Genomic DNA, 23,486 nt, shown 5'->3' on the forward strand with positions numbered 1-23,486 from the left:
CACCACTCGACACGACGAGCGTGTTGTGCTCCCCGCCCACGCGGGGATGAGCCCCAGGACCCGCGGTTCCCCCGACTTCACGTCGCGTGCTCCCCGCCCACGCGGGGATGAGCCCTCGGCCGGATGCTCTCGGTAGACCTGGACGGCGTGCTCCCCGCCCACGCGGGGATGAGCCCACCAGCAGCTCGAACGCGCTCAGATCACTGTCGTGCTCCCCGCCCACGCGGGGATGAGCCCCCGACCTCATCGAACACGGCGTCGCCGTAGTCGTGCTCCCCGCCCACGCGGGGATGAGCCCCTGCCCACCCTCTGAAAGGTAGTGGAGCATGAGTGCTCCCCGCCCACGCGGGGATGAGCCGTACTACCCAATGAAGTACTACCCATAGAAGAAGTGCTCCCCGCCCACGCGGGGATGAGCCCGACACGCTGTAGGTGCGCCCCTCAGACCAACGGTGCTCCCCGCCCACGCGGGGATGAGCCCGCGGAGATCGGCGCGTACGAGAGCACGGACGGTGCTCCCCGCCCACGCGGGGATGAGCCGCCGATCCGCGACGGCGAGACGAAGGCGGTCGCGTGCTCCCCGCCCACGCGGGGATGAGCCCCCGCGCAGCGAGTCCGCGCCGATCCCGGCCGAGTGCTCCCCGCCCACGCGGGGATGAGCCCGGACGGTGCTCACCCCACTTCGCGAGGCAGTAGTGCTCCCCGCCCACGCGGGGATGAGCCCGCGTAGAACCGGTCTCGGTCTTGCGCGTGTCCGTGCTCCCCGCCCACGCGGGGATGAGCCCTGGAGGGCGATGGCGACGGGTTCTTGGTCGCCGTGCTCCCCGCCCACGCGGGGATGAGCCGGCGCGCGCCGCGACGGGACCGTCGAGCGATTTGTGCTCCCCGCCCACGCGGGGATGAGCCCCTCACGCTCCGGGCGTGGACGTCGGGCAGCGCGTGCTCCCCGCCCACGCGGGGATGAGCCCTCCGCCCGCAACCCCGACAACTCGCTCGCCATGTGCTCCCCGCCCACGCGGGGATGAGCCACGCCAGCGAGATTCCCGCCATGAGCGCCGGGGTGTGCTCCCCGCCCACGCGGGGATGAGCCCGCCGCCGCGGCGCCGGGGGCGTCATACTCGCCGTGCTCCCCGCCCACGCGGGGATGAGCCTGCGGCCCTGCTCGAGCTCGGTAGCGAACCGATGTGCTCCCCGCCCACGCGGGGATGAGCCGCGGGCGGACGCGATCGTGCGAGCGATGGGCTTGGTGCTCCCCGCCCACGCGGGGATGAGCCCGCATACACGGCGACGCCGACGAGGCAGAACACGTGCTCCCCGCCCACGCGGGGATGAGCCCACGAGCGCCGCCCGCTCCAGCGCCCACACGGGGTGCTCCCCGCCCACGCGGGGATGAGCCCAAGGGCATCTACAACGAGACGCGCGAGGAGACGTGCTCCCCGCCCACGCGGGGATGAGCCTCTCGCGCAGCTCGACGGGGCGACGATCAACGCGTGCTCCCCGCCCACGCGGGGATGAGCCCGACGGCACGGGGTGGGTGCGGGAATCGTCGGGATGCTCCCCGCCCACGCGGGGATGAGCCGGACGCGATCACGCAGGCCTGGGAACTCATCAAGTGCTCCCCGCCCACGCGGGGATGAGCCCATCAGCGGCCGCTACACGATCGCCAACGTCATGTGCTCCCCGCCCACGCGGGGATGAGCCTGAGTGAGCAAGCCCCGAGAATGGTGGGCTGGAGTGCTCCCCGCCCACGCGGGGATGAGCCTGCGATCGGGGCGCTTCGGAACGTCACGCACGCGTGCTCCCCGCCCACGCGGGGATGAGCCGTGCATCACCGGAGCGTCCGGGGTACCCGACAGGTGCTCCCCGCCCACGCGGGGATGAGCCCAGATAGACGAACACAGATCGGGGAGGTAGGACGTGCTCCCCGCCCACGCGGGGATGAGCCCGCGTCGTGGTGGCCGTCGACGATGCGCGCGCAGTGCTCCCCGCCCACGCGGGGATGAGCCCACGGTCAACACGGCGGGCGGGTCGTACGTGGTGTGCTCCCCGCCCACGCGGGGATGAGCCCAAGGTCGTGGGGCGATGGAAGGGGCGCGGATGGTGCTCCCCGCCCACGCGGGGATGAGCCGGGACGAGCGTCGTGTCGGGGTCGAACGGCCAAGTGCTCCCCGCCCACGCGGGGATGAGCCGTTCTTCGTCGCCTCGCACACCGGCCTGCCGTCGTGCTCCCCGCCCACGCGGGGATGAGCCCCCGACTCGCACGGTCTTCGTCTGCATCGCGTTGTGCTCCCCGCCCACGCGGGGATGAGCCGACAGGACTCAAGGGCAAGGTCGACGGCGTCTAGTGCTCCCCGCCCACGCGGGGATGAGCCCGGCAAGAACTGCACCGGGCGACGCCGATTCTGGTGCTCCCCGCCCACGCGGGGATGAGCCGACAGGACTCAAGGGCAAGGTCGACGGCGTCTAGTGCTCCCCGCCCACGCGGGGATGAGCCCGGCAAGAACTGCACCGGGCGACGCCGATTCTGGTGCTCCCCGCCCACGCGGGGATGAGCCGCCCGAGGCTCGCGCGTTCAAGCGGTGGATTACGTGCTCCCCGCCCACGCGGGGATGAGCCCCACGGCTCGCCGCCGATCGTGACGGTGCGGACGTGCTCCCCGCCCACGCGGGGATGAGCCCTAGTCCCGGCATCATCCCGCGCCGTCCCACGAGGTGCTCCCCGCCCACGCGGGGATGAGCCCACCGCCAGGCCGACGCGGGGCGAGAGCACGCCGTGCTCCCCGCCCACGCGGGGATGAGCCGCACAAATGCGGCCCCTCGGCGGCGCCAGTTGCGTGCTCCCCGCCCACGCGGGGATGAGCCCGACACCGAGCCTGATTCAGACAGAAACGCCCCGTGCTCCCCGCCCACGCGGGGATGAGCCCGCGCCGTCACCGAGCCATCGCTTAGTGACGAGGTGCTCCCCGCCCACGCGGGGATGAGCCCATGCTCAGCATCCCTGACGGGTCGCTCTCCAAGTGCTCCCCGCCCACGCGGGGATGAGCCGTACAGCATCACGGCGAAGACGATCGGCGTGATGTGCTCCCCGCCCACGCGGGGATGAGCCCATCGCCGTGTTCAACCTCCGTGCAGTCACCCCGTGCTCCCCGCCCACGCGGGGATGAGCCGACCCTCTTCCTCTTCTCAGCCCCGGCAGTCGGGTGCTCCCCGCCCACGCGGGGATGAGCCCCAGGTCGGCGCGATCGACGTCGGCCAGCTCACGTGCTCCCCGCCCACGCGGGGATGAGCCGGAGGCGACCGATGCCTGACCGTCTGTCCGATGGTGCTCCCCGCCCACGCGGGGATGAGCCCGGCACCTCGTCCGTGCTCTCGTACGCGCCGATGTGCTCCCCGCCCACGCGGGGATGAGCCGACGACCATGCTCGCCGCTGCACGGGCACGACCGTGCTCCCCGCCCACGCGGGGATGAGCCCGAGCCGGCGGCGCTGGTTGCGGCGTGCTGGGCGTGCTCCCCGCCCACGCGGGATGAGCCCACCAGGTCCTCCGCGACCCCCTCCGAGGCGCGGCGCTCCCCGCCCACGCGGGGATGAGCCTCCGAGGTCTTTGACGATTGCGCGCGTCTCGTCGTGCTCCCCGCCCACGCGGGGATGAGCCGCTCGGGACGTTCCTCGTCGGCCTCATTACGGGCGTGTTCCCCGCCCACGCGGGGATGAGCCCATCATCTAGCGCATCGAGAACGGCGCCCTGTAGTGCTCCCCGCCCACGCGGGCATGAGCCCGCGAAGTCGCGCTCGGGTGGGAGTACGGCTGGGGGCTCCCCGCCCACGCGGGAACGCCGATCTCGCTGCGCGCTCAACCCATCGCGCTCGGACACACCCCCGCCCGCGCCGGGACGAACCACGATCCGGTAGCGGGCCGGACCGCTCGCAACCGAGCGCTCGGTATCACGCGCCGGTCCGTCACCGGTGGAGTGCGACGGGACCACCTCGCGGAGGCTACTCGGCGATCACTACCGGCTCGGACTGCAGCCGACCGGGCATCCTTCGCGAGCTCCTGGGCGCGGGAGCGGGCGATGCCGAGGGCGGCGGCGAGCCTGGCGTCGCGCTCGAAGCGGTCGAGTGCTTCCCGCGACTCCGTCCACTGGCGTGTGGCCTCGTCCGGGATCCGCACGCGCATGTGGGGGACGAGCTCGCCGTCGTCGACGTCGAGGAACGCGGCCATGCACTCGCGCGCCATCGGCTCTACGACGTCCCAGCGGCGCGCCCGGGTGGTCTGTCGAATGCCGGGATCTCGATGGTCCGCCATCGCCCCTCCCGGGAGGTGATGACGCCAAACTCGACGGGCGCATGTCCTTCACGTCCGCCACTCCTTCTTGGCCTCGTCCCGGAGCCGCCCGGACCGGCGCGGCGGTTGTGCGCATCACCCGGTGGGATCGTGCCGGGTCGTTCCGGGACACTCTCGGCGTGGGAGTCGCCGGTCCGGGCTCGCTGACTTGCCACCGGGCGGACGAATCGCCGATCGAGTGCCCAGGACCGTTGCACCCCTGCGCTGTTCCGATCACCGTTGCCTCGATTCTCGTGCGGACCCGCCACGCGAGCAACGTCAACTGCGAAGAGAGGCATGAGGGGCATCCTGCTTGATGCGGTTCAAGACCTTCAGGGCGTGACGGAGAACTCCCTGTGGACGCAGAATCGAGCCCCCGGAGCGGAGCGGACGTCGATCGCGACGAACGGCGCAACCGAGAGCCCAGCCGTGCCGGTGCGCGTCCGGGGGAGCGACGTCGACGACAGCGCTGACGCTGGCGACGACGATGGCGACCCGACTGCACGGGCGGCAATGCCATGCACGCCTGGTATCGCGGATTCACGTCGCCGACACGGCGGTAGCGTTCCCCGCGCACCTCCCATGACCCTCTGTTGCCCGCCGTGACGATCGCCGCACGCCGCGTCGCGGCGGGGGCGTAGCGTGTCGCTGCGCGGAGATTCCGGGCGACAGGCGGAAGCGAGGACCCATGTCGACGACGGCACCCACGGGCACGGTCCCACTGGCAGAGCCCGGCGACGGCATCACGATCGTGCCGATCCACGACAACCCCGAGGCGACGCGCATCGTGTTCGAGGACCTCGGGCGGGAATACGCCGAACGGTACCCCGGCTCGGACCACAACGAGATCGCCGCCCACCCAATCGACGAGTTCCTGCCGCCCGAGGGCGCGTTCCTCGGCCTCTACGAGGACGGGCGCCTGCTCGCGGCCGGTGCCCTGCGCCTCGACGAGAATGGGCTGCCCGAGGTGAAGCGCATGTGGACGCACTCGGCCGCCCGCCGCCGCGGCCTCGCGGGGCGCATCCTGCGCGCGCTCGAAGCGGTCGCCGCCGAGCGCGGACACTCCCGCATCGTGCTCACGACCGGCCCGAACCAGCCCGAGGCCGTGCGCCTCTACACGTCCGGTGGCTACGAGGGCGGCTTCGTCGAGCCCACCGACGCCGAGCCCATGCCGCACTACCGGTTCTCGAAGGCCCTCCCGCCTCGCGCCTGACCCGGACGCGCCCCTCACCCGTCCGGCGGAGCACGACCGAAGTCCGCACGCGCCGGACGCACCCCTCACCCGTACGGGTGAGCCGCCGCCCGCCCCGATCTCCCCCGTGCCACCGATCCGCCTCGATCACGCCGTCCGTAGCGTGGACACCGTCCTCGCAACACCTCGACGAACGGAGCGATCGGATGCTCGACGTCCAACACCTCACGAAACGGTTCGGCGACCGCACCGTCCTCGATGACGTCACCTTCACCGTCCGCGACGGCGTGCTCACCGGCTTCGTCGGCGCGAACGGCGCCGGCAAGACGACGACGATGCGCTGCATCCTCGGCGTCGTCCGCCCCGACGCCGGCGAAGCCCTGCTCGGCGGCCACCCCATCGGCATCAGCGACCGGGCCCGCTTCGGCTACATGCCCGAGGAGCGCGGCCTCTACCCGAAGATGAAGGTGCACGAGCAGCTCGTGTACTTCGCCGAGCTCCACGGTCTCGACCGCGCCACCGCGACGCGCAACACCGACGCGCTCCTCGAGGAGCTCGGGCTCGCCGAACGCCGGGGCGACCTCGTCGAGGCGCTTTCGCTCGGCAACCAGCAGCGCGCCCAGATCGCCGCCGCGCTCGTCCACGACCCCGAGGTGCTCATCCTCGACGAACCCTTCTCGGGCCTCGACCCCATCGCGGTCGAGACGGTGCTCGGCGTCCTCCAGCGCTACGCCGCCCGCGGTATCCCCGTGCTGTACTCCTCGCACCAGCTCGACGTCGTCGAACGCCTCAGCGACGAACTCGTCATCATCTCGGGCGGCGTCGTCAAGATCGCGGGCAACCGACGCGCCCTGCAGGAGGAGCACTCGCGCGGCCTGCACCGCATCGTCGTCGCCGACGACGCGGGCTGGCTGCGCGACGAGCCCGGCGTCGAGGTACTCGACTTCGACCGCGGCACCGCCCTGTTCCGCACCACCGACGAACAGGCCGCACAGCGCGTCCTCCACAACGCACTCGCACGCGGCCCCGTCGAGGCGTTCGGCCCCAACCTCGTGAAGCTCTCCGAGATCTACCGGGAAGTGATCTGACATGACCACCATCGACTCCACCCCGACGACCGGCACCCCCGGGGGCGCAGACCGGCCGGCCGCGCCGCACGGCGTGAGCACCATGACCGGCATCGGCCTCATCGCGCGCCGCGAGATCCTCGTCGCGCTGCGCTCCAAGGCGTTCCTCATCTCCTACTTCATCGTGCTCGTGTTCGTCGCGGGCGGCATCGTCGCCCTCTCGATCATCGGCGGCAACCAGAGCGACGCGGCACCGCCGAGCGTCGCCGCGACGAGCGAGACGGCGACCGCCGCGAGCGACGCCGGGCTCGACGTCGTCTCCACCGGTACCGTCGAACAGGCGATCGATTCGGTCCGCGATGGCACCGTCGAGTCCGCCGTGCTCCCCGCCTCCGCGCTCGGCCAGATCCAGGTCTACTCGAACGACGGCACCCCCGTCACCGCCACGTCCGCGGGCGACGGCGACGCGCTCGTCGTCATCGGCCTCGACGAGCCCTCGGACGCCGTCGTGTCGGCACTCACCGTCGTCCCCGACGGCTACTCGCTCGTGCAGCCCACCGTCGCCCCCTGGCTCGGCTACCTGCTGTCGATCGCGTTCGGCGTCATGTTCATGATGTCCGCCATCACCTACTGCTCCACGATCGCGCAGAGCGTCGTCGAGGAGAAGCAGACGCGCATCGTCGAGATCCTGCTCGCCACGGTCACGCCGCGCACGATCATGGCCGGCAAGATCATCGGCAACAGCGCACTCGCGCTCGGCCAGGTCGCGTCGATCGTGGTCGTCGCGCTCATCACGCTCTCCCTCACGGGACAGGGCATGCTGTTCGGCCTCATGGGGCCCGCGTTCATCTGGTTCGGCGTGCTGTTCATCGTCGGCTTCGTGCTGCTCGCGAGCCTCTACGCCGGAGTCGCCGCGACCGTGTCGCGACAGGAGGACGTCGCCGCGGCGACGATGCCGCTCATGTTCGTCATCATGATCCCCTACATGCTCGCGATCTTCGCGAACGACAACCCCGTCGTCATGTCGATCATGAGCTACGTGCCGTTCTCGGCACCGATCGCGATGCCCGCCCGCGTCGCGACGGGCGCGGCCGAGTGGTGGGAGCCGTTCATCGCCCTCGTCGTGCTCGTCGTGTCCGCCGTCATCGGCATCCTCGTCGGCGCACGGCTCTACGAGAACTCCGTGCTGCGCACCGGCAAGCGCGTGAAGCTGAGCGAGGCGCTCAAGGGCTGACGCCCGGAGACGGCGGCGGGCCGGCGCCCTCGGGTGCCGGCCCGCCGCCGTCTCGTCGCGCCGCCCGTCGGCTGCACGTGTCAGGGATGCAGCACGAGCTTGCCGCCCGCGTGACCGCTCGCGACGAGATCGAGCGCTTCACGCGCGTCGGCGAGCGGGAACGTGCGCGCGATCGGCACGACGAGCTCCCGCTTCGCCGCGAGGGCGATGAGCTCGGGGCGCACCCGGTCGCGGTACGCGGCGCTCGCCGGATTCGCGCCGCCGATCGCGACGAGGCCGTCCTGCCCCGCCAGATCGTGCCGCACGATCGTCAGCACGCGCCCCGGCGTCGAGACGAGCTCGCGCGACACCTCGAGCGCCTCGTCGGTGCCGACCGCGTCGATCGCCGCGGCGATGCCCTCGGGCGCCGCCTCGCGGACGCGCTCGGCGAGCCCGGGGCCGTACGCGACGGGAACGCCACCGAACCGGCGCACCGTCTCGGCACCCCGCTCCGAGGTCGTCCCGATCACGCGCACGCCGAGCAGCTTCGCCTGCTGCAGGACGCTCGCCCCGACCGCGCCGGACGCGCCGTGCAGGAGGATCGTCTCGCCGGATCGCACATCGAGGGTGTGCAGCGCATCGGACGCCGTCGTCCCGACGAGCAGCAACCCGGCCGCCTCATCGAACGGCACGTCGGCGGGCTTCGCGAACACGTCGACCGCGGGCACGTTCACGCGCGTCGCGTACGCCCCCTGCACGCGGAACGCGAGCACCTCGTCGCCGACGGCACCGCCGCCCGACGCGAGCTGCGTGTCGGGGCCGAGTGCCGCGACGACGCCCGAGAGTTCGTTGCCGAGCGGGAACGGCAGGAGTGCGGGGTCATCGAGCCGCGAGAGGATCTTCACGTCGATCGGGTTCACACCGATCGCGCGCACATCGATCGCCACCTCGCCCGGCCCCGGCGCGGGCACCTCGTGCTCGCGGAACTCGATGCCCTCCGGGCCGCCGAAGGACGTCGCCACCCATTGCTTCGCCTGTGTCGTCATGCCGGGAGTCTGCGCCCGCTGCGGAGCGCGGTCAACGCTGCGGTGACGCGTGGGGTCACGGGCCGTCACGACGGACGCCGAGCAATCGTCGGCTGTGCGCGTCCGACAGGTTCGAACATGCCGGATTGTGCGGAACGTCAACGGCGCACGGGCGTCGCTCCCATGCGAGTTGTGGCACCTCACGGGCGAACACCGGCGTGCGAGGGCCCTGTCCTACCGTGAAGTCGACTCGCCGTCGAGCGTCGGACGCTCCCGCGGGCAGGCCAGATCACATCGACGAGATTCGGAGAAACCGTGAGCGATCGCGCACTGAACGACCACGAACTCGACAGCCCCGCAGCCGCCGACCAGGCACGCATCGACACCGACCTGCTCGGCCGCCGCCTGCTCGGCCGCTGGGCCGACGAGCGACTCGAGGGCCGCCGGAAGGCCGCGGACCCGGAGTACTGGCGAGACGACACGCTCGCGATGCCCGAGCACCGGGCCCGCACGCTGCAGCAGCTCGAACGGCTCGCGAACGACGGCGCCGTCAACATCGCGTTCCCGAAGGCGCAGGGCGGCGACGAGAACCACGGCGGCAACATCGCCGGATTCGAGGAGCTCGTCCTCGCCGACCCGAGCCTGCAGATCAAGGCCGGCGTGCAGTGGGGCCTCTTCGGTGCCGCCGTCATGCACCTCGGCACCGCCTACCACCACGAGACGTTCCTGCCCGGCATCATGGACTTCTCGGTGCCCGGCATCTACGCGATGACCGAGACGGGCCACGGGTCCGACGTCGCGGCGATCGGCACGACCGCGACCTACGACGAGGCGACGCAGGAGTGGGTCGTCAACACGCCCTTCCGCGGCGCGTGGAAGGACTACCTCGGCAACGCCGCGCTGCACGGGCGCGCCGCGGTCGTGTTCGCGAAGCTCATCACGAAGGGCGTCGACCACGGCGTGCACGCGTTCTACGTGCCCGTTCGCGGCGACGACGGCGAGTTCCTGTCCGGCATCGGCGGCGAGGACGACGGTGTGAAGGGCGGCCTCAACGGCATCGACAACGGTCGACTGCACTTCACGCAGGTGCGAGTGCCGCGCCGCAACCTCCTCAACCGCTACGGCGACGTCGCCGAGGACGGCACGTACTCGAGCCCCATCGAGAGCCCGGGACGTCGCTTCTTCACGATGCTCGGCACGCTCGTGCAGGGGCGCGTGTCGCTCGACGGCGCCTCGAACGCGGCCGCGAAGGCGGGCCTCGCGATCGGCGTCACCTACGCGAACCAGCGCCGACAGTTCACGGCGGGCGACCCGAACGAGGAGGTCGTGCTGCTCGACTACCAGGTGCACCAGCGCCGCCTGCTCACGCGCCTCGCGACGACGTACGCCGTCGCGTTCGCGCACGAGCAGCTCCTGCAGCACTTCCACGGCGTCTTCTCCGGCGAGCACGACACCCCGGAGAACCGCGAGGACCTCGAGACGCTCGCCGCGGCGCTCAAGCCGCTCTCGACGTGGCACGGCCTGTCGACGCTGCAGGAGATGCGGGAGGCGTGCGGCGGTGCCGGGTTCCTCGCCGAGAACCGCGTCGCGCTGCTGCACCACGACCTCGACATCTACACGACGTTCGAGGGCGACAACCACGTGCTGCTGCAGCTCGTCGGCAAGCGACTGCTGAGCGACTACGCCGAGCAGTTCAAGGGTGCCGATCCGAAGCGCGTCGCGCAGATCGTCGCCGGCCAGGCGGCCGAGCGCGTGTTCTCGGGCTCGGGCCTGCGCTCCGCCGCGCAACTCGTCGTCGACCGCGGTTCGACCGCACGCTCGGTCGGCGTGCTGCGGACGCCCGACGAGCAGCGGCGCCTGCTGACCGATCGCGTCGAGACGATGGTCGCCGACGTCGCGGTGCGGCTCGGGCGCGCGAAGAAGCTCTCGAAGGCCGAGGGCGCGGCCGTCTTCAACGAGAACCAGCACGCACTCATCGAGGCGTCGATCGCGCACGGCGAGCTGCTGCAGTGGGAGGCGTTCACGACCGCCCTCGACGAGCTGCCAGCGGGCTCGACGAAGCAGGTGCTCACGTGGGTGCGCGACCTGTTCGGCCTCGGCCTCATCGAGCGACACCTCGCCTGGTACCTGCTCAACGGGCGCCTCTCGACGCAGCGCGGCGCATCGGTCACGCGCTACATCGACCGGCTGCTCACGCGCATCCGCCCGCACGCGCAGGACCTCGTGGACGCGTTCGGCTACGGCCCCGACCACCTGCGCGCGAAGATCGCCTCGGGCGCCGAGGCGGAGCGGCAGCGGGAGGCGCGCGAGTACCTGCAGGCCGAGCGCGCGGCCGGCCGGGCGCCGATCACCGAGAAGGCGCTCAAGGCACGCGGCTCGAACGCGAAGCTCCCGACCGAGTCGTCCTCGACGATCGACGTCGACGCGACGGGCGCGAAGCCGTCGCCCGCATCGGCGGCGGCGGACGCGGCGGAAGCCGCCGAGGCCGAGACCGAGCCGGCCACCGACACGAGCCCGGCCGAGGAGGCCGTCGCTGCGACGGCGGCGACGGACGACGCCGACGAGCGCACCGCGGAGAAGCGCGAGTCCGTCTCGGAATCGTGATTCCGAGTGGGGCGGCAGTGATCGGCCGCCCCATGCCGGTGTGGGCGGTTGCCTCTCCACAGTTGAGCATCGCTCCGAACGTGGCGGTCGAGCGACACTAGGCTCGGCGTGTGATTCGACTCCTGCGCTCGTTCGTGGAGACGTTGCCCTGGCTCCTTCCGACAATCGGGAGTCTCCTCGTTGCGTGGGCGAACGGGAATCCGTGGGGCATCACGTGCGGAATCGTCCTCGTCATCGCAGCGGCTGTTCCGGTCGCGGTGGCAGCCAATCGGCGCCAGGCCCGCGAAGCGCTCGACCTCACCGAAGACGCACGAGAGCGGATGATCGGCGAGTATGGTGCTGAAGTCCTCCGCGAAGCAGCGATGCTCGAAGGCCAGAAGAGATCGGACCGACAGAAGCGAGCGGATGCCGCGATCCCGCAGCTCTTGGGACGGGTCATCGACAAGGTCTACGGGGATCGAGACGACTTGCGGCTCGTGTTCTTTCGCGTCGGCACGGAGGGACTCTCCTTCACCGTGGACGCATCGTGGGGTCGGCGTGACTCGAGCCGAGAGTTCGAAGCCGGTGCCGCCCGGACCGAGGCGCAAATCCAACGCCTACATGACGACTCGGGGTTCTTCCTCTGTCGGGACACTTCGGAGCTCCCATCCGAGCTCGACGCCGCGGGTCGAAGCTATAGATCGTTCGTCAGCGTGCCGATCAGATCCGACCGGTACGGGTTCGGCATGATCTCGCTCGATTCGACGAGAGTCGGTGGGCTCACAGCGCGAGATGGTGAGATGATGGAACTCGTAGCAGCGATGCTGTCGTTCTATCTTTCACTCGCGCAGCGAGGAAAACAGGAGCGCCGCGGACGTGACGCCACAGGGAGGTCGGAAGATGACATCGGTTCGTCTTGATCCGGAAGTGCAGAAGCGTCTTCAGGAGGCGCGTGAACGTCGGGAGTCGCGTTCCGTCGAGGACGTCAAGCGGATCATTCGCGACGAGCGCCGGATCGAGCAGCGACGCTCGGGGTGGCGGTCGATCCTCCGTCGCGCCTCGTCGGCCCACTGACGCCGTACGCGCGCGCTCGCGAGTCCGTCTCGGAATCGTGATGCGGCGTGCGGGCGGCGGCATGGGCGTCGTCGCCCGCGCACGGTAGGTTCGTGCCATGACGTTCAACGAGAACTCCCGCCTCGACACCTCGGGCGTGCAGAAGCGTGGCGGTGGACGCACGGGTGTCGCCGTGGGCGGCGGTTCGCTCGTCGTCGTCATCGTCGGCTTCCTCATCTCGCAGTTCCTCGGCGTCGACGTGACGGGCCTCCTCGGCGGCGGACAGACGCAGGACCAGGGCACCTACGACACGCACGACCTCGCAGCCGAGTGCAAGACCGGTGCCGACGCGAACACGAACGTCGACTGCCGCATGGTCGGCGCCGCGAACTCGCTCGACGCGTTCTGGTCCGGGCAGGCGTCCGCCATGAACATCACGTACCAGTCGCCCGGCTTCGTGCTCTACACCGGCCAGACGCAGTCCGCGTGCGGCACCGCGAGCAACGCCGTCGGCCCGTTCTACTGCCCCGGTGACGAAACGATGTACATCGACACCGACTTCTTCACCCTCATGGAGCAGCAGCTCGGCGCGAGCGACGGGCCGCTCGCGCAGATGTACATCGTGTCGCACGAGTGGGGCCACCACATCCAGTACCTGCTCGGCATCCTGCAGCAGATCGACAACTCGCAGACCGGACCGACCTCCGACGGCGTGCGTCTCGAATTGCAGGCCGATTGCTTCGCGGGCGCCTGGGTCGGCGCGGCGGCGGGAACCCGTGACGCCGAGGGCAACACCCTGCTCCAGGAACCGACGCAGGACCAGATCGCGAACGCGCTCCAGGCCGCGGAGGCCGTCGGTGACGACCACATCCAGGAACAGTCCGGCCAGGTGCATCCCGAGACGTTCACGCACGGCACCTCCGAGCAGCGCATGCAGTGGTTCACGACCGGCTACAAGAGCGGCTGGCAGGCCTGCGACACCTTCAGCATCGACGGCACGCAGCTCTGACCAGCTGACCTCGGCCTCGCCGTGAGGGGCACCGGCTCGCGCGGACGACCGCCGTGCGTCGAAGCCGGTGGTTCTCCGTCCTGGCGTATGGCGGCCATTCGTTGGGCAATGCCCCAGTGATTTGGCGTGTGCGGCACGGGACGAAGTCGAGTCACGGACTCGGCAGGCCCGACGGGAAGATGGAGCGACGTGTCCCGACGGTTCGGCGACCTGTGGGCGCTCGCGTTCTCGGACCTCCGTCGCGGACGTGGCGATAGCCCGGAGGTCGGTCCGGGTTCGGAACTCGGCTCGCTCATCGCGACGATCGGGATCGTCGCACTCCTCTTCGCCGCCGCATGGCAGGTCGCCGTCGCCTTCGTCTCCTTCTCGGTAGCGGGAGGCGACGGCCCACGTCTCGCGGTCGCGGCGACGGCGATCGGCGTCGTCGCCCTCCTCGCGATCGAACACCACGGCCTCGCTCCGGTCGTCCCCGCCGCCATGGCGTCGACCGGCCTCTGGATGTACGTGCTCGGCGGAGACACCAACTCGGTCGTCGCGTTTGCCGGGAGCTGGCAGATCAACTTCGCGAGCTTCGTCGCCGGCCTCGTCGTGCTCGGAGCGGCGGCCGTCCCGATCGTGGCGGTCGGGGCCGCGATCGTCTCGGCTGGAATCCTCTGGTCGCTCCCGACCTGGGGTGCGGGTTTCGCGCTCCTCGTCCTGATCACCCAGCTCTCGATCATCGTGGCCCTTCGATGGGGGATGCTCACGTTGACGCGTGCCGCATCGGCAACCGATGAGCTGGAAGCGGCGGTCGCACGGTCGACGTCGCGTCGACGGGTCACGGAACATGTCAGCGCGCAGGTCGCGGAGGAATCCCGCGTCCTTCACGACACCGCGATCAACACGCTGGGCGCGATCGCACACGGTGGTGCGGGGACCGCCGATACGGAGCGTGTGCGCGCGCAGTGTCGACGTGACGTAGCGTTCCTCACAGGACTTCGCGGAGGCCCGCTCCCGCCGATGTCGTCCTCGCTCCTCGACGTCTTCCAGCAGCCCGGCCTGCCGATCCGACGGCTCGGCGCGCCGGACGGTGAGCTGCGCCGCTGGGACGCTGCGCTGCAGGGGAGCGTGCGCGACGCGATCGTCGCGTGTGTGCGGGAAGCCGTGACCAATGCCACGAAGCACTCGGGTGCGGACCACGTCGAGGTCGACGTCCGCGCCTCTGACGTTCTGCTCACCGTCGAGGTTCGCGATTCGGGAGTCGGGTTCCGGGCGGGGTCCACGAACGGGTTCGGGATCTCGCGGTCCATCCTCGGACGAGCGACACAGCAGGGGTTCCGGGCGTCCGTCGAGTCCGATCCCGGGAGCGGCACGGTCGTGACCCTGGAGGTCCCGGCCGCGCCACCTCGACAGGTGCCCACGAACGGCGACGAGTCGGTCACGGTGGATCTGCTCGGTACGCGCGCGGCACGACTCTGGGGACTCGGTGTGGCGCTCGTCAGCATCGCGTTGTTCTGTGCGGGGAGCGTCAACGAGCACGCGGCCCTGTATCCGATGATCGGATTGATGCTGTGCGTCCGGGCACTGAACGTGGGCGTCCCCGGCTTCGGCTCGAGTCGGGTCAACCTGGTGGTGCTCGCCGTCGTACCGAGCGCGGTCTACGCCCTGGCTGCCGCGGCCACCGGCTTCGGGAGCGTCAGTGCCAATCATTGGCATGCGCTCGCTCCCACCGGCCCGTTCGTGCTCTTGTTGGCCGTCACCACGAGCGTCGTCAGGCGTTCCGTGGCGGCGGGGGCGTGGATCGTGACGTCGCTCGTTCTCGCGGCGAGGGCCGGTGCGACATCGGCGGGTTCCGCCCACGTCGTCCTGGTGGCGGCGGGGGTCGGCCTCGCGTTCACGGGCGTCTGGGTCGTCTTCCAGCGGCTGCTTCGCCACCTCGGTCGACAATCCTTCGAGGCGCGGAAGGAGCTCGCCGCGCTCGACCGGCGGGCGCAACTCGACGCCGCGAACCAGGGGGGAGCGTGCGGAAGTGGCTGGCCGCGGGCCTGGACTCGGCCATCGAGTTGCTGGACGAGATCGCCGCCGGTGTCCGGCCCGTGGGGGCCGCGGCGACGCGGGATGCGTGCACGGCGGAGGAGCGGTACCTCCGGCAGATCGTGCAGGTGAGCCCGTCGCTCGTGCACATCGGACGATCCGTGCCGCGGATGCTCAATTTCTCCCGCGCGAGGGGGATCACGTACGTCCTCCACATCGGCGAGGTGGATGCGCCCGGCCCGGACATGGCGGACGAGGTCGAGGAGACGATCGTCCGGACGCTGGCGGCGCTCGATACCGGGGCCGAGCTCCGCGCCTCGTTCTACCCCGTGCAGGGCGACTTGCGGCTCACCCTGATCGGAGCGTCGGTACCGTTCCCGGAACAGACGCGTGCCGCCGTCGAGACGAGACGATTGGGCGAGATCGAACTCATCGAGATCACCTATCGGGTCGAGGACCACTGACCGTGGGAACGGGAGGAACATGATGCGCGCGGACACGCCCCGTCGACAGGGCCACGACCAGGATCGGACGCGGTGTCGCGTCGCGGTGGTGGAGGACCACACGCTGCAGCGCACACGCACCGAGGAATTGCTGCTGGCTGCCGGAGAATTCGACCTGGTGTTCAGTGGCGAGACGGCACCGGAGTTCATGACCTGGTTGCGGAGTGCGGATCGTTCGGAGCGGCCGCACCTGCTCGTGCTCGACCTCATGGTGGAGCGGCAGCCGAGCGTCGACGTGGACCTCATCGGCGCGCTCATCGATGCGGGGCTGAAGATCGTCGTCCTTTCGGCGTTGGCCTCGCCCCATCTGGTGCGACAGATCGTTCAGGTCGGTGTGCCCGCCATCGTCGGCAAGCGCGACGACGAGCGCGCCGTCCTCGACGCGATCAGGGCGGTTCTCCGGGGCGAGGAATGGATGACCGAAGAACTGGCGACGGTCATCGCCGGTGATCCGGGGCGGCCGGCGCTGAGCATCCAGGAGGAACGCGCGCTCGTGCTGTACGCATCGGGCCTGACGATGCAACAGGTTGCGGACGCCATGAACATCGGCCGCGAGACGGCCAAGCAGTACCTGGACCGCGTGAAGCGCAAGTACGCCGCGGCAGGCGTGAGCGTGAAGTCGAAGCTCGATTACGGGCGAGTCGCCTGGACGGCGGGGTACGTCGACCCCACGCGACCGTCCGATGCCGCGGGATCCCGATCGTAGGGTTCCGCACGACGACGAGGGCGGTGGATGCGAGACAACGCAACCACCGCCCTCGTGGACGAGTTCCTACGCGCGACGCCTGGCGGCGAGCACGGCACCTCCCGCGACCAGCGCGAGCAGCGCGACGGTCAGGAGCCCACCGGCAAGGTCCGAACCGGTGTGAGCGAGCTGTTCGCCGGTGGAGTTCGGGGCCGTCGGGCTCGAGGCCGTCGGGGTCGAAGCCGTCGGCGTCGAGGCGGTCGGGGTCGGCGTGGCCGGGGCGTCCTCGACGGTGACGGTCTGCGCGAGGTCGTTGATGTCCTCGTGCGTCGCGACGGGCGCGATCGTCGTGTCGGTTCCCTCGAAGAGCCGCTCGAACGCGACGAGGGTGGTGCCGGCGTAGCCGTCGGGGACGGTGAAGGTGACCTGCACGGATCCGTTCGGTTCGGTGGGGGTGAAGGTCGTCCGGCCGGTGATCCCGGTGGGCGTGGAGTCGGCCCTGTCGATCAGTTCGCCGGTGACCGTGTACTCGGTGCCCGGGGTGAGGTTCTCGTAGGCGACGGTATCGACGACGGTGCCGCCGTTCCACGGAAGGACCTGGTCCCCGTCGGCCGAATCGACCACCGACGTGCGGATCGCGGGTTCGCTCCGGGTACCCGACCACGTCACACCCGACTCGGCCGGGGGCGACGCCGTGTCCGCCGCGACGAGGATGAGGCTCTGCGCGTGGTTCGCCTCACCGGCGGCCGGGGTCTCACCGGTCCGCTTCGGAACCGAGAGTACGAGGCCGCTCCCGCTGGCACCGGATGCGCTCGCTCGCACCGTCGCGGAACCGGCCGCGTCCGATCCCCGGAGATCCAGGAAGACCTCGTCGCCGTCGTGCACGTTCGAGGCGTCGATCGGTGAGCCCGACGCGTCGGTGATCGCCGTGGACGGATCGCTGGCGACGGAGACGCGCTCCTGGTTCGTGCTGATCAGGAACGGCCCGACAAGGCTTCCCGCCGACTGCTCGGCCGTCGGCCCCGTGACCGAGACCGTGACCTGCAGATCATCCGGCGTGAGGCCGTCGGACGCGTTCGCCCCGTTCACCAGGTACCAGTAGGCGGTCTCCGAGTCCTCGGACTCGAACGGCCAGTCGGCGTCCCACGCGAGATCCGTGTATCGCCAGATCGCGTACTGCGTCGCCTCGATCGCATCGTTCTGCGAGATGCCGGGAACCCCCGCCGCCGCCCCGAATGCCTCGAGGCTCAGTGCCGGATAGCTGTGCGCCAGCACCCACAGGACCTTGCCCTGGATCGTCGGGTCCGAGAAGTGGTTCTCGCCGAGGTAGCCGTCCAGGTCGCCGACGACACCTTCGGCGTCGCTGCGGGCGGGAACATCGTGTTCGATGCAGTACGCGAGGAAGTCCGGGTCCCCTGTCGCGGGGGTTTCCGTCCAGACCGGGTGCAGTGCGGTCCCGCCGTAGCCGATCGAGTTTCCGATATAGACCGTGTCGCCTGTCGTGACCGGCTCGGCGGCGGCCGCCGCCGCGGGGGCGACGACGGCGCAGGTCGCGGCCAGCAGCCCGCCCAACCAGCGGGCCAGTTGGCGAGGGTGTCGGCGGGAGTCAGTACTCATCGTGGGAAATCGCCCTTCTCTGTCCCCGTCCGCGCTCCTGGGGTGGCGCATGGGGGTCGAGTCGCAACGGTAGGAGTATTCACAGCTTCGAGGAACGGCGGAGCGGGAAATGACCCCCGGGCTGGGGTCACCGTCGGGGAGCCGGAACGATGGCGTGTCGACGCGGGTCGGCTCTGCCGCCCCCTGGACCGTCGGCGCACGTATCGCGGGTGCGGGTCGAGGTCCGACCGGTTCCGGCTTCGGCTCGCGGGGACGGCGTGCCGCGGCGTGGGCGCTATCGTCCGGACGCCGAGGGGGCGTCGTCGGGTGACCCGAGCAGCAGCGCGACGATCGCGTCCGCGAGCGCGTCGAGCTCGTCGTCGCCCGCATCGGCACGGATCGTCACGCGGTGCAGGATCGCGCCGTCGACGAGATCGGCGGCGCGACGGGCCGCGCTCGGCTCGACCGCGACGCCGATGCTCCCGGCGAGCCCCGCGAACGTCGCGAGCAGCCGCTCGTGTGCGGGCGCGACGAGGTCCGGCCGTTCGAGCATGAGCGCATAGCGTGCCCGGGCCCTGACGGCGCCCTCGCCCGAGAGGTGTCCCTCGAGGAATGCGCGGACGAGCCGCACGAGGCCCGCGCGGTCGTGCGGCGCGCCGGCCTCGAACAGGGTGCGTCCCGCCTCGAGGTCGCGCCGTTCGAGCTCGTCCACCGCGGCCGCGACGAGCGCGTTGCGCGTTCGGAACCAGTTGCCCGTCGTGCCGAGTGGGACCCCCGCGCGCCGGTCGACGGCTCGGTGCGTGAGCCCTCGGCTGCCTCCGTCGGCGATCACGTCGAGCGTCGCCCCGATGACCTGTGTGCGCCGCTCCGACATGGCTCGAAGCGTATCGTCCAGGACTACAACATCTGTTGTACGCTCGCCGTATGAGTCGCATCCGCATCGTCGGCGCGGGTGTCGCGGGGCTCGCGCTCGCGGCGTTCCTCGCCCCGGCCCGCCACGACGTCGAACTCGTCGACGAACGTTTCGCGGTCCCCGAAGTGAGCACGGCGTTCTGCATCTGGCCGCGCACGCGCCGACTGCTCGCGGCACGGGGGCTCGAGGCACCGCTCGTCGCGCGCGGCGTGGAGGTCCGCGGCGGCGCACTCCGGGTGGCGGACGGCCGCGGCCTGCCGGTGAGCGCGCGTTCACCCGCGCTGTTCGTGCCGCGCTCCGCACTCGTCGAGGTGCTGGCCCGCGCGATCCCCGAGACGGTCCTGCGCCGCACGGAACGCATCGACGCACCGGCGCCGGAGGCGGGCATCGACGTGCTCGTCGGAGCGGACGGCGTCGGCAGCCGCACACGAACCACGGCGTGGGGCCCGGCGCACGACGCCCGCTCGCACGGACGCACGGTGCTGCGCGGCATCGTCGACCTCCCCGCCCCGGCGGGCGCGATCGAGACGTGGGGGCGCGGCTGGCTCATGGGCGTCACACCGCTCGACGGGCGCCGCACGAACTGGTTCGCGTGCTTCGACGAGCGCCGCTTCCCCGACGCGGATGCCGCACTCGCCCATCTCCGCGAGCTCGTCGGCGGACGCCTCGACGATCTCGATCGGGTGCTCGCCGCAGCCGACCCGGCGGCGACGCTCGTGCACGGCATCCGGAGCGTCGCGCGGCCCGTGCTGCCCGTGCGCGGGAACACCGTCCTCATCGGCGACGCCGCGCACGCCATGACACCGAACCTCGGCCGCGGTGCGTGCACGGCGATCGACGACGCGGCCGTCCTCGCCCGTGAGCTCGACTCCCGTGCGCCGCAGGCCGCGCTCCGGCGCTACGCGCGGCGCCGCACCGTCGTCCCGCACGCGATCCGCATCGCATCCGCCGCGATGCTCGGGATCGCGACGACGACGCGCGGGGCCGGGGTCCGCGATGCACTCGTCGGCGCTCGTGGTCGTGCGCAGGTCCGCTCGGCCGGGGCGGTTCGCGGCGCACGCTGACCCGGGCCGGTGCGCACGAGGGCGCTCGATGTGGTCCGACCGTGTGATGCGCGAGTCGCGCGGCCGGTCCCACCACCGCGCCTCACCTCAGGGTGCGCCGTCCGGCTCGCGTTCGTCGGATTCCATCGATGCGAGCTGTGCGTCGAGCTCGGCGTCGAGTTCGGCGCCGGCATCGGAGGCGGAGGCGGCGTCGGCGTCGAGGCCGGGTGCGTCCGCGTCGGGCGAGGACAGTATCCCGTCGAACGGGTCGGCGTCGTCGCGGCTCCGGGTCGTGGGTTCGCCCGGCCGCGCCGGGTCGGGACGCCCGTGCTCGAGATCGGCCGTCTGCTCGAGCTGGAGGCGGAGCCCGAGCTCGAGCGCGTCCATGGCCGCGAGGACCGAGCGCGTGCACTTCACGTCGTAGTACCCGCCCTCCTGCAGGTCGAGGAGCACGTCGCGCCGCGCCGCGATGGTGCGCAGCTTCCGGCCGAGGTGCCCCTCTCCCTCGCGAGGCTCGACCTCGACCTCGGCGAGCGCGTCCGACACGGCCTGACGCTGTCGGCGCAGGTCCTCGGGATCGGGGCGGGAGGGCTTGATCCAACGGACGAGCGGCGCGAGCGTGCTGCCCTGGACGAGGAGCGACAGGACGGCGACCGCGAACGCGACGAGGACGAGCGACGAGCGGTAGGGGTCGTGAGCGGGAGGGTCTGTGCCGCGGCGAGCGTCACGGCGCCGCGCATGCCGGCGCCGACCATGACGATCCCGTCCCGCATCGTGAGCGGCTGGCGCGTGTAGTAGTCGATGTCGCTCAGGATGCGTCGCACGGAGCGATCGAGCTGCTGCCAGCGCGACTCCAGCGCAGCGGGATCCGCTGTCCGGCCGTCGTCGCGGCGCCGAAGCCGATGCCGGAGCGTGCCGACCGTCCGCTTGACGCGGTGGTGGAACGTCTCGGACTCCGCCACGGGGTCGGGTGTCTTCAACTGCTTGGCGCGGTGGAGGTCGCGGTCCATGATGGCCGACTCCATGGCCTCCATCCTCGGCTGCATCGACTGCGCGCGTCGGGCGTTGCGGCCCATCGCCCCGATGAGCGGCAACATGTACGCGGCGCGGACGAGCATCATGACGACGAGCGCGAACGCGGCGAGCACGACGATGAACGCGAGCGAACCGATCGTGTCGGCCTCGTCGGTGTGCTGGGTCACGAGGCTGCGGATCTCGAGCCCCATGACGAGGAACACCGCCCCCTCGAGGACGAGCGTCACGGCGTTCCACATGGTCATCGCGGTGAGCCGTTGCGCGGGATCGGACGCGCGGTCCTTCGCCCGGCCCGTGACGATCCCCGCGACGACGGCCGCGACGAGGCCCGACCCCTGCAGCAGGTCGGTGGGCACCGACGCGACGAACGGGACGGCGAAGGACAGCACCGCGGCGATCGTCGCGTCGCCGGCGGTCCTCCTCGCGTACACGCCGAGCTTGCCCGCGAGGAAGCCGATGACGAGTGCGATCGCGACCGAGTAGGCGAACTGCCCGATCGCCTCCCAGAGCGAGAACGAGGCGGCGGCCGCCGCGATCGCGGTCCGGAGCGTCACGAGCGCCGTGGCGTCGTTGAGCAGCGACTCGCCCTCGAGGATCGTCGTGACCCGCGACGAGATGCCGACGCCGCGCGCGATCGTCGTGGCCACCGCGTCGGTGGGCGAGAGGATCGCGCCGAGCGCGATGCACCAGGCGAGGTCGAGCGACGGGATGATGAGGTGGAACACGAATCCCAGCAGTACCGAGCTCACGATGACGAGTGCGACGGCGAGCCCGCTGATCGCGGTGAACTCGCGTCGGAAGTTCATCGCCGGCATCGAGACCGCGCTGCCGAACAGGAGCGGTGGGAGGACGACCGCGAGGATGAGGTCGGGCTCGACCTCGATCTCGGGCACGAACGGGAGGAACGAGACACCGATCCCGACGAGCACGAGGACGAGCGGTGCGGCGACGTGCCACTTCGGGGCGATGCGCGCCGTGACGGCGATCACCACGGCGGCGGCGACCGCCACGAGGATAGCGATGTCCATGGCTCCGACCCCCTGCTCCGCGACCGTCGGGCGGCTCGGTCGCACGCGACGATTCTGCACCCCCGGGCCCGTGATCGGAACGGCCTCGTCGCTCGTGACCGACGAGGCCGTCCCGTCATCGACGTCCGCTCGGTGCGTCAGTCGACCCCCATGAACATGTGCACGCTCGCGAATCGCCCCGCCTCGATGCGGGCGATGTCGACGCCCCGGGCCGCGGTCGATCCGTCGGGTGCGAGCATCGACCATCGCAGCAGGAGGAGGTCGCCGCCGTCGATGCGCTGGTCGTACACGAAGCGCATGCCCTGGCCGGCGATCCGTTCGTCGTGCACGCGGGTCGTGTGGGCGACGATCGCGTCGACGCCGGTGAGGGTGCGTCCCGCCGGGGCGATCGAGAGTCGTCCGTCGGGTGCCCAGATGCGCTCGACGATCTCGCGACGCCGGGCGGGGTCGGGGTCGATCCAGGTGGCGAGGTGATCGCGCTCGAGGGCGTCGAGGTCGGTCGTGTTCATGGTGTCCTCCCGAAGGTTTGTTGACGACGTCAGCGTACGTCTGTGAGTGGACGATGTCAACAAACCTGGATAGGCTCGTCGCATGAGCCCGAGAGACCCCGGCCCCACCCGCGCGGCCGTGCTCGCCGCGGCCGCCCAACTGCTCGAGCGCGGTGGCCCCGAGGCCGTGACGCTGCGCGGCGTCGGTGAGGCGGCCGGTGTCTCGCGCTCCGCGCCGTACCGCCACTTCGACGACAAGACGGCGCTGCTCACCGAACTCGCGACACAGACGCTCTCGGAACTCGCCGACCGCATCCGCACCGCCGCCGCGGAGATCGACGACCCCGCCCGATCCCTCCGCGCCGGGTGCGCCGCGTACATCGCGCACGCGCTCGAACACCCGCAGCACTATCAGCTCGTGTTCGGGAGCGAACCGATCGGTCATCCGACGCCGGAGCTCGAACGCGCGGCCGATGCGGGCATGGACGCGATCACCGAGATCGTCGAGCGCGCGCAGGGCACCGGGTGGCGTCAGGGGCTCCCGACGCGCGAGCTCGCGACCGTCGTCTGGGTCGCCCTCCACGGCATCGCGCAGCTCGACATCACGGGCCACCTCCACGAACCGCGCACCCTCGACGGCAGCACTCGCGTCGGCGAGCTCGTCGACCTCGCGCTCACGGCCCTCGGGGTCGACGCGGCCTGAGCCCGCGCGGCCCGGC

General features: G+C 71.2%; 17 protein-coding genes and 1 CRISPR repeat array (1 of these 18 only partly in view). Of the genes, 11 read left to right on the forward strand and 6 right to left on the reverse strand.

Translation table 11 applies throughout. The annotated features are described in order from the left end of the window. Positions 1-3,472: a CRISPR direct-repeat array (repeat unit 28 nt; unit sequence GTGCTCCCCGCCCACGCGGGGATGAGCC); it begins 3,576 nt to the left of the window's first position. Between the two features lie 1,537 nt (positions 3,473-5,009). The 3 genes from HNR16_RS16940 to HNR16_RS16950 all read left to right on the forward strand — a co-directional run bounded on the left by HNR16_RS16940 (position 5,010) and on the right by HNR16_RS16950 (position 7,814). Next, positions 5,010-5,534, forward strand: a complete 525-nt coding sequence (locus tag HNR16_RS16940) for a GNAT family N-acetyltransferase (protein ID WP_158039012.1) — start codon at positions 5,010-5,012, stop codon at positions 5,532-5,534. Positions 5,535-5,719: 185 nt separating this feature from the next. After that, positions 5,720-6,601, forward strand: a complete 882-nt coding sequence (locus HNR16_RS16945) for an ABC transporter ATP-binding protein (RefSeq protein ID WP_158039013.1) — start codon at positions 5,720-5,722, stop codon at positions 6,599-6,601. A 1-nt stretch (position 6,602) separates the two neighbouring features. Beyond that, positions 6,603-7,814, forward strand: coding sequence for an ABC transporter permease (locus HNR16_RS16950; RefSeq protein ID WP_225737714.1), 1,212 nt, complete (start codon positions 6,603-6,605; stop codon positions 7,812-7,814). Positions 7,815-7,894: 80 nt separating this feature from the next. Here the strand turns inward: HNR16_RS16950 and HNR16_RS16955 are convergent, their stop codons facing one another. Next, positions 7,895-8,839, reverse strand: a complete 945-nt coding sequence (locus HNR16_RS16955) for an NADP-dependent oxidoreductase (protein WP_158039014.1) — start codon at positions 8,837-8,839, stop codon at positions 7,895-7,897. A gap of 294 nt (positions 8,840-9,133) precedes the next feature. Here HNR16_RS16955 and HNR16_RS16960 point away from each other — a divergent pair, with 294 nt between their 5' ends. The 6 genes from HNR16_RS16960 (at position 9,134) to HNR16_RS16985 (ending at position 16,685) form a co-directional block, all read left to right on the forward strand. Continuing rightward, positions 9,134-11,422, forward strand: coding sequence for an acyl-CoA dehydrogenase family protein (locus HNR16_RS16960; RefSeq protein WP_179558327.1), 2,289 nt, complete (start codon positions 9,134-9,136; stop codon positions 11,420-11,422). 110 nt (positions 11,423-11,532) lie between these two features. Next, positions 11,533-12,321: a GAF domain-containing protein gene (locus HNR16_RS16965; RefSeq protein WP_158039016.1), complete on the forward strand. Its 789-nt coding sequence runs from the start codon at positions 11,533-11,535 to the stop codon at positions 12,319-12,321. 251 nt (positions 12,322-12,572) lie between these two features. After that, positions 12,573-13,463 (forward strand): KPN_02809 family neutral zinc metallopeptidase, encoded by an 891-nt coding sequence (gene ypfJ, locus HNR16_RS16970; protein ID WP_158039017.1) that lies wholly within the window; start codon positions 12,573-12,575, stop codon positions 13,461-13,463. Positions 13,464-13,652: 189 nt separating this feature from the next. After that, entirely contained in the window at positions 13,653-15,608 is a 1,956-nt protein-coding gene (locus HNR16_RS18930) for a sensor histidine kinase (RefSeq protein ID WP_158039018.1), read from the forward strand. Between the two features lie 38 nt (positions 15,609-15,646). After that, positions 15,647-15,940 (forward strand): hypothetical protein, encoded by a 294-nt coding sequence (locus HNR16_RS16980; RefSeq protein ID WP_158039019.1) that lies wholly within the window; start codon positions 15,647-15,649, stop codon positions 15,938-15,940. Between the two features lie 88 nt (positions 15,941-16,028). Beyond that, entirely contained in the window at positions 16,029-16,685 is a 657-nt protein-coding gene (locus HNR16_RS16985) for a helix-turn-helix domain-containing protein (protein ID WP_158039020.1), read from the forward strand. 66 nt (positions 16,686-16,751) lie between these two features. On the opposite strand, the gene HNR16_RS16990 is transcribed toward HNR16_RS16985, so the two are convergent. Together HNR16_RS16990 and HNR16_RS16995 are read right to left on the reverse strand one after the other, a co-directional pair. Beyond that, positions 16,752-18,281, reverse strand: a complete 1,530-nt coding sequence (locus tag HNR16_RS16990) for a VaFE repeat-containing surface-anchored protein (RefSeq protein ID WP_179558328.1) — start codon at positions 18,279-18,281, stop codon at positions 16,752-16,754. A gap of 274 nt (positions 18,282-18,555) precedes the next feature. Then, positions 18,556-19,134 carry a TetR/AcrR family transcriptional regulator gene (locus HNR16_RS16995; RefSeq protein ID WP_158039022.1) on the reverse strand — a complete coding sequence of 193 codons (579 nt, stop codon included), beginning with the start codon at positions 19,132-19,134 and terminating at the stop codon, positions 18,556-18,558. A 50-nt stretch (positions 19,135-19,184) separates the two neighbouring features. Between HNR16_RS16995 and HNR16_RS17000 the strand changes: the two genes are divergently transcribed. After that, positions 19,185-20,237 (forward strand): FAD-dependent monooxygenase, encoded by a 1,053-nt coding sequence (locus HNR16_RS17000; protein WP_158039023.1) that lies wholly within the window; start codon positions 19,185-19,187, stop codon positions 20,235-20,237. A gap of 87 nt (positions 20,238-20,324) precedes the next feature. Here HNR16_RS17000 and HNR16_RS17005 read toward each other — a convergent pair whose 3' ends face one another. The 3 genes from HNR16_RS17005 to HNR16_RS17015 form a co-directional block, all read right to left on the reverse strand. Continuing rightward, positions 20,325-20,669 carry a hypothetical protein gene (locus HNR16_RS17005; RefSeq protein ID WP_179558329.1) on the reverse strand — a complete coding sequence of 115 codons (345 nt, stop codon included), beginning with the start codon at positions 20,667-20,669 and terminating at the stop codon, positions 20,325-20,327. After that, the gene (locus tag HNR16_RS17010) at positions 20,630-22,279 is read right to left on the reverse strand and encodes a cation:proton antiporter (protein WP_179558330.1); all 1,650 of its coding nucleotides are present in this window, start codon (positions 22,277-22,279) and stop codon (positions 20,630-20,632) included. The genes HNR16_RS17005 and HNR16_RS17010 overlap by 40 nt, the downstream gene beginning before the upstream one ends. Positions 22,280-22,416: 137 nt before the next feature. Further along, entirely contained in the window at positions 22,417-22,788 is a 372-nt protein-coding gene (locus tag HNR16_RS17015) for a nuclear transport factor 2 family protein (protein WP_158039025.1), read from the reverse strand. An 82-nt stretch (positions 22,789-22,870) separates the two neighbouring features. Between HNR16_RS17015 and HNR16_RS17020 the strand changes: the two genes are divergently transcribed. Then, the gene (locus tag HNR16_RS17020; protein WP_158039026.1) at positions 22,871-23,470 is read left to right on the forward strand and encodes a TetR/AcrR family transcriptional regulator; all 600 of its coding nucleotides are present in this window, start codon (positions 22,871-22,873) and stop codon (positions 23,468-23,470) included. The last annotated feature ends 16 nt before the right edge of the window (positions 23,471-23,486 follow it).

It is taken from the genome of Pseudoclavibacter chungangensis, assembly GCF_013410545.1.
Lineage (GTDB): Bacteria > Actinomycetota > Actinomycetes > Actinomycetales > Microbacteriaceae > Pseudoclavibacter > Pseudoclavibacter chungangensis.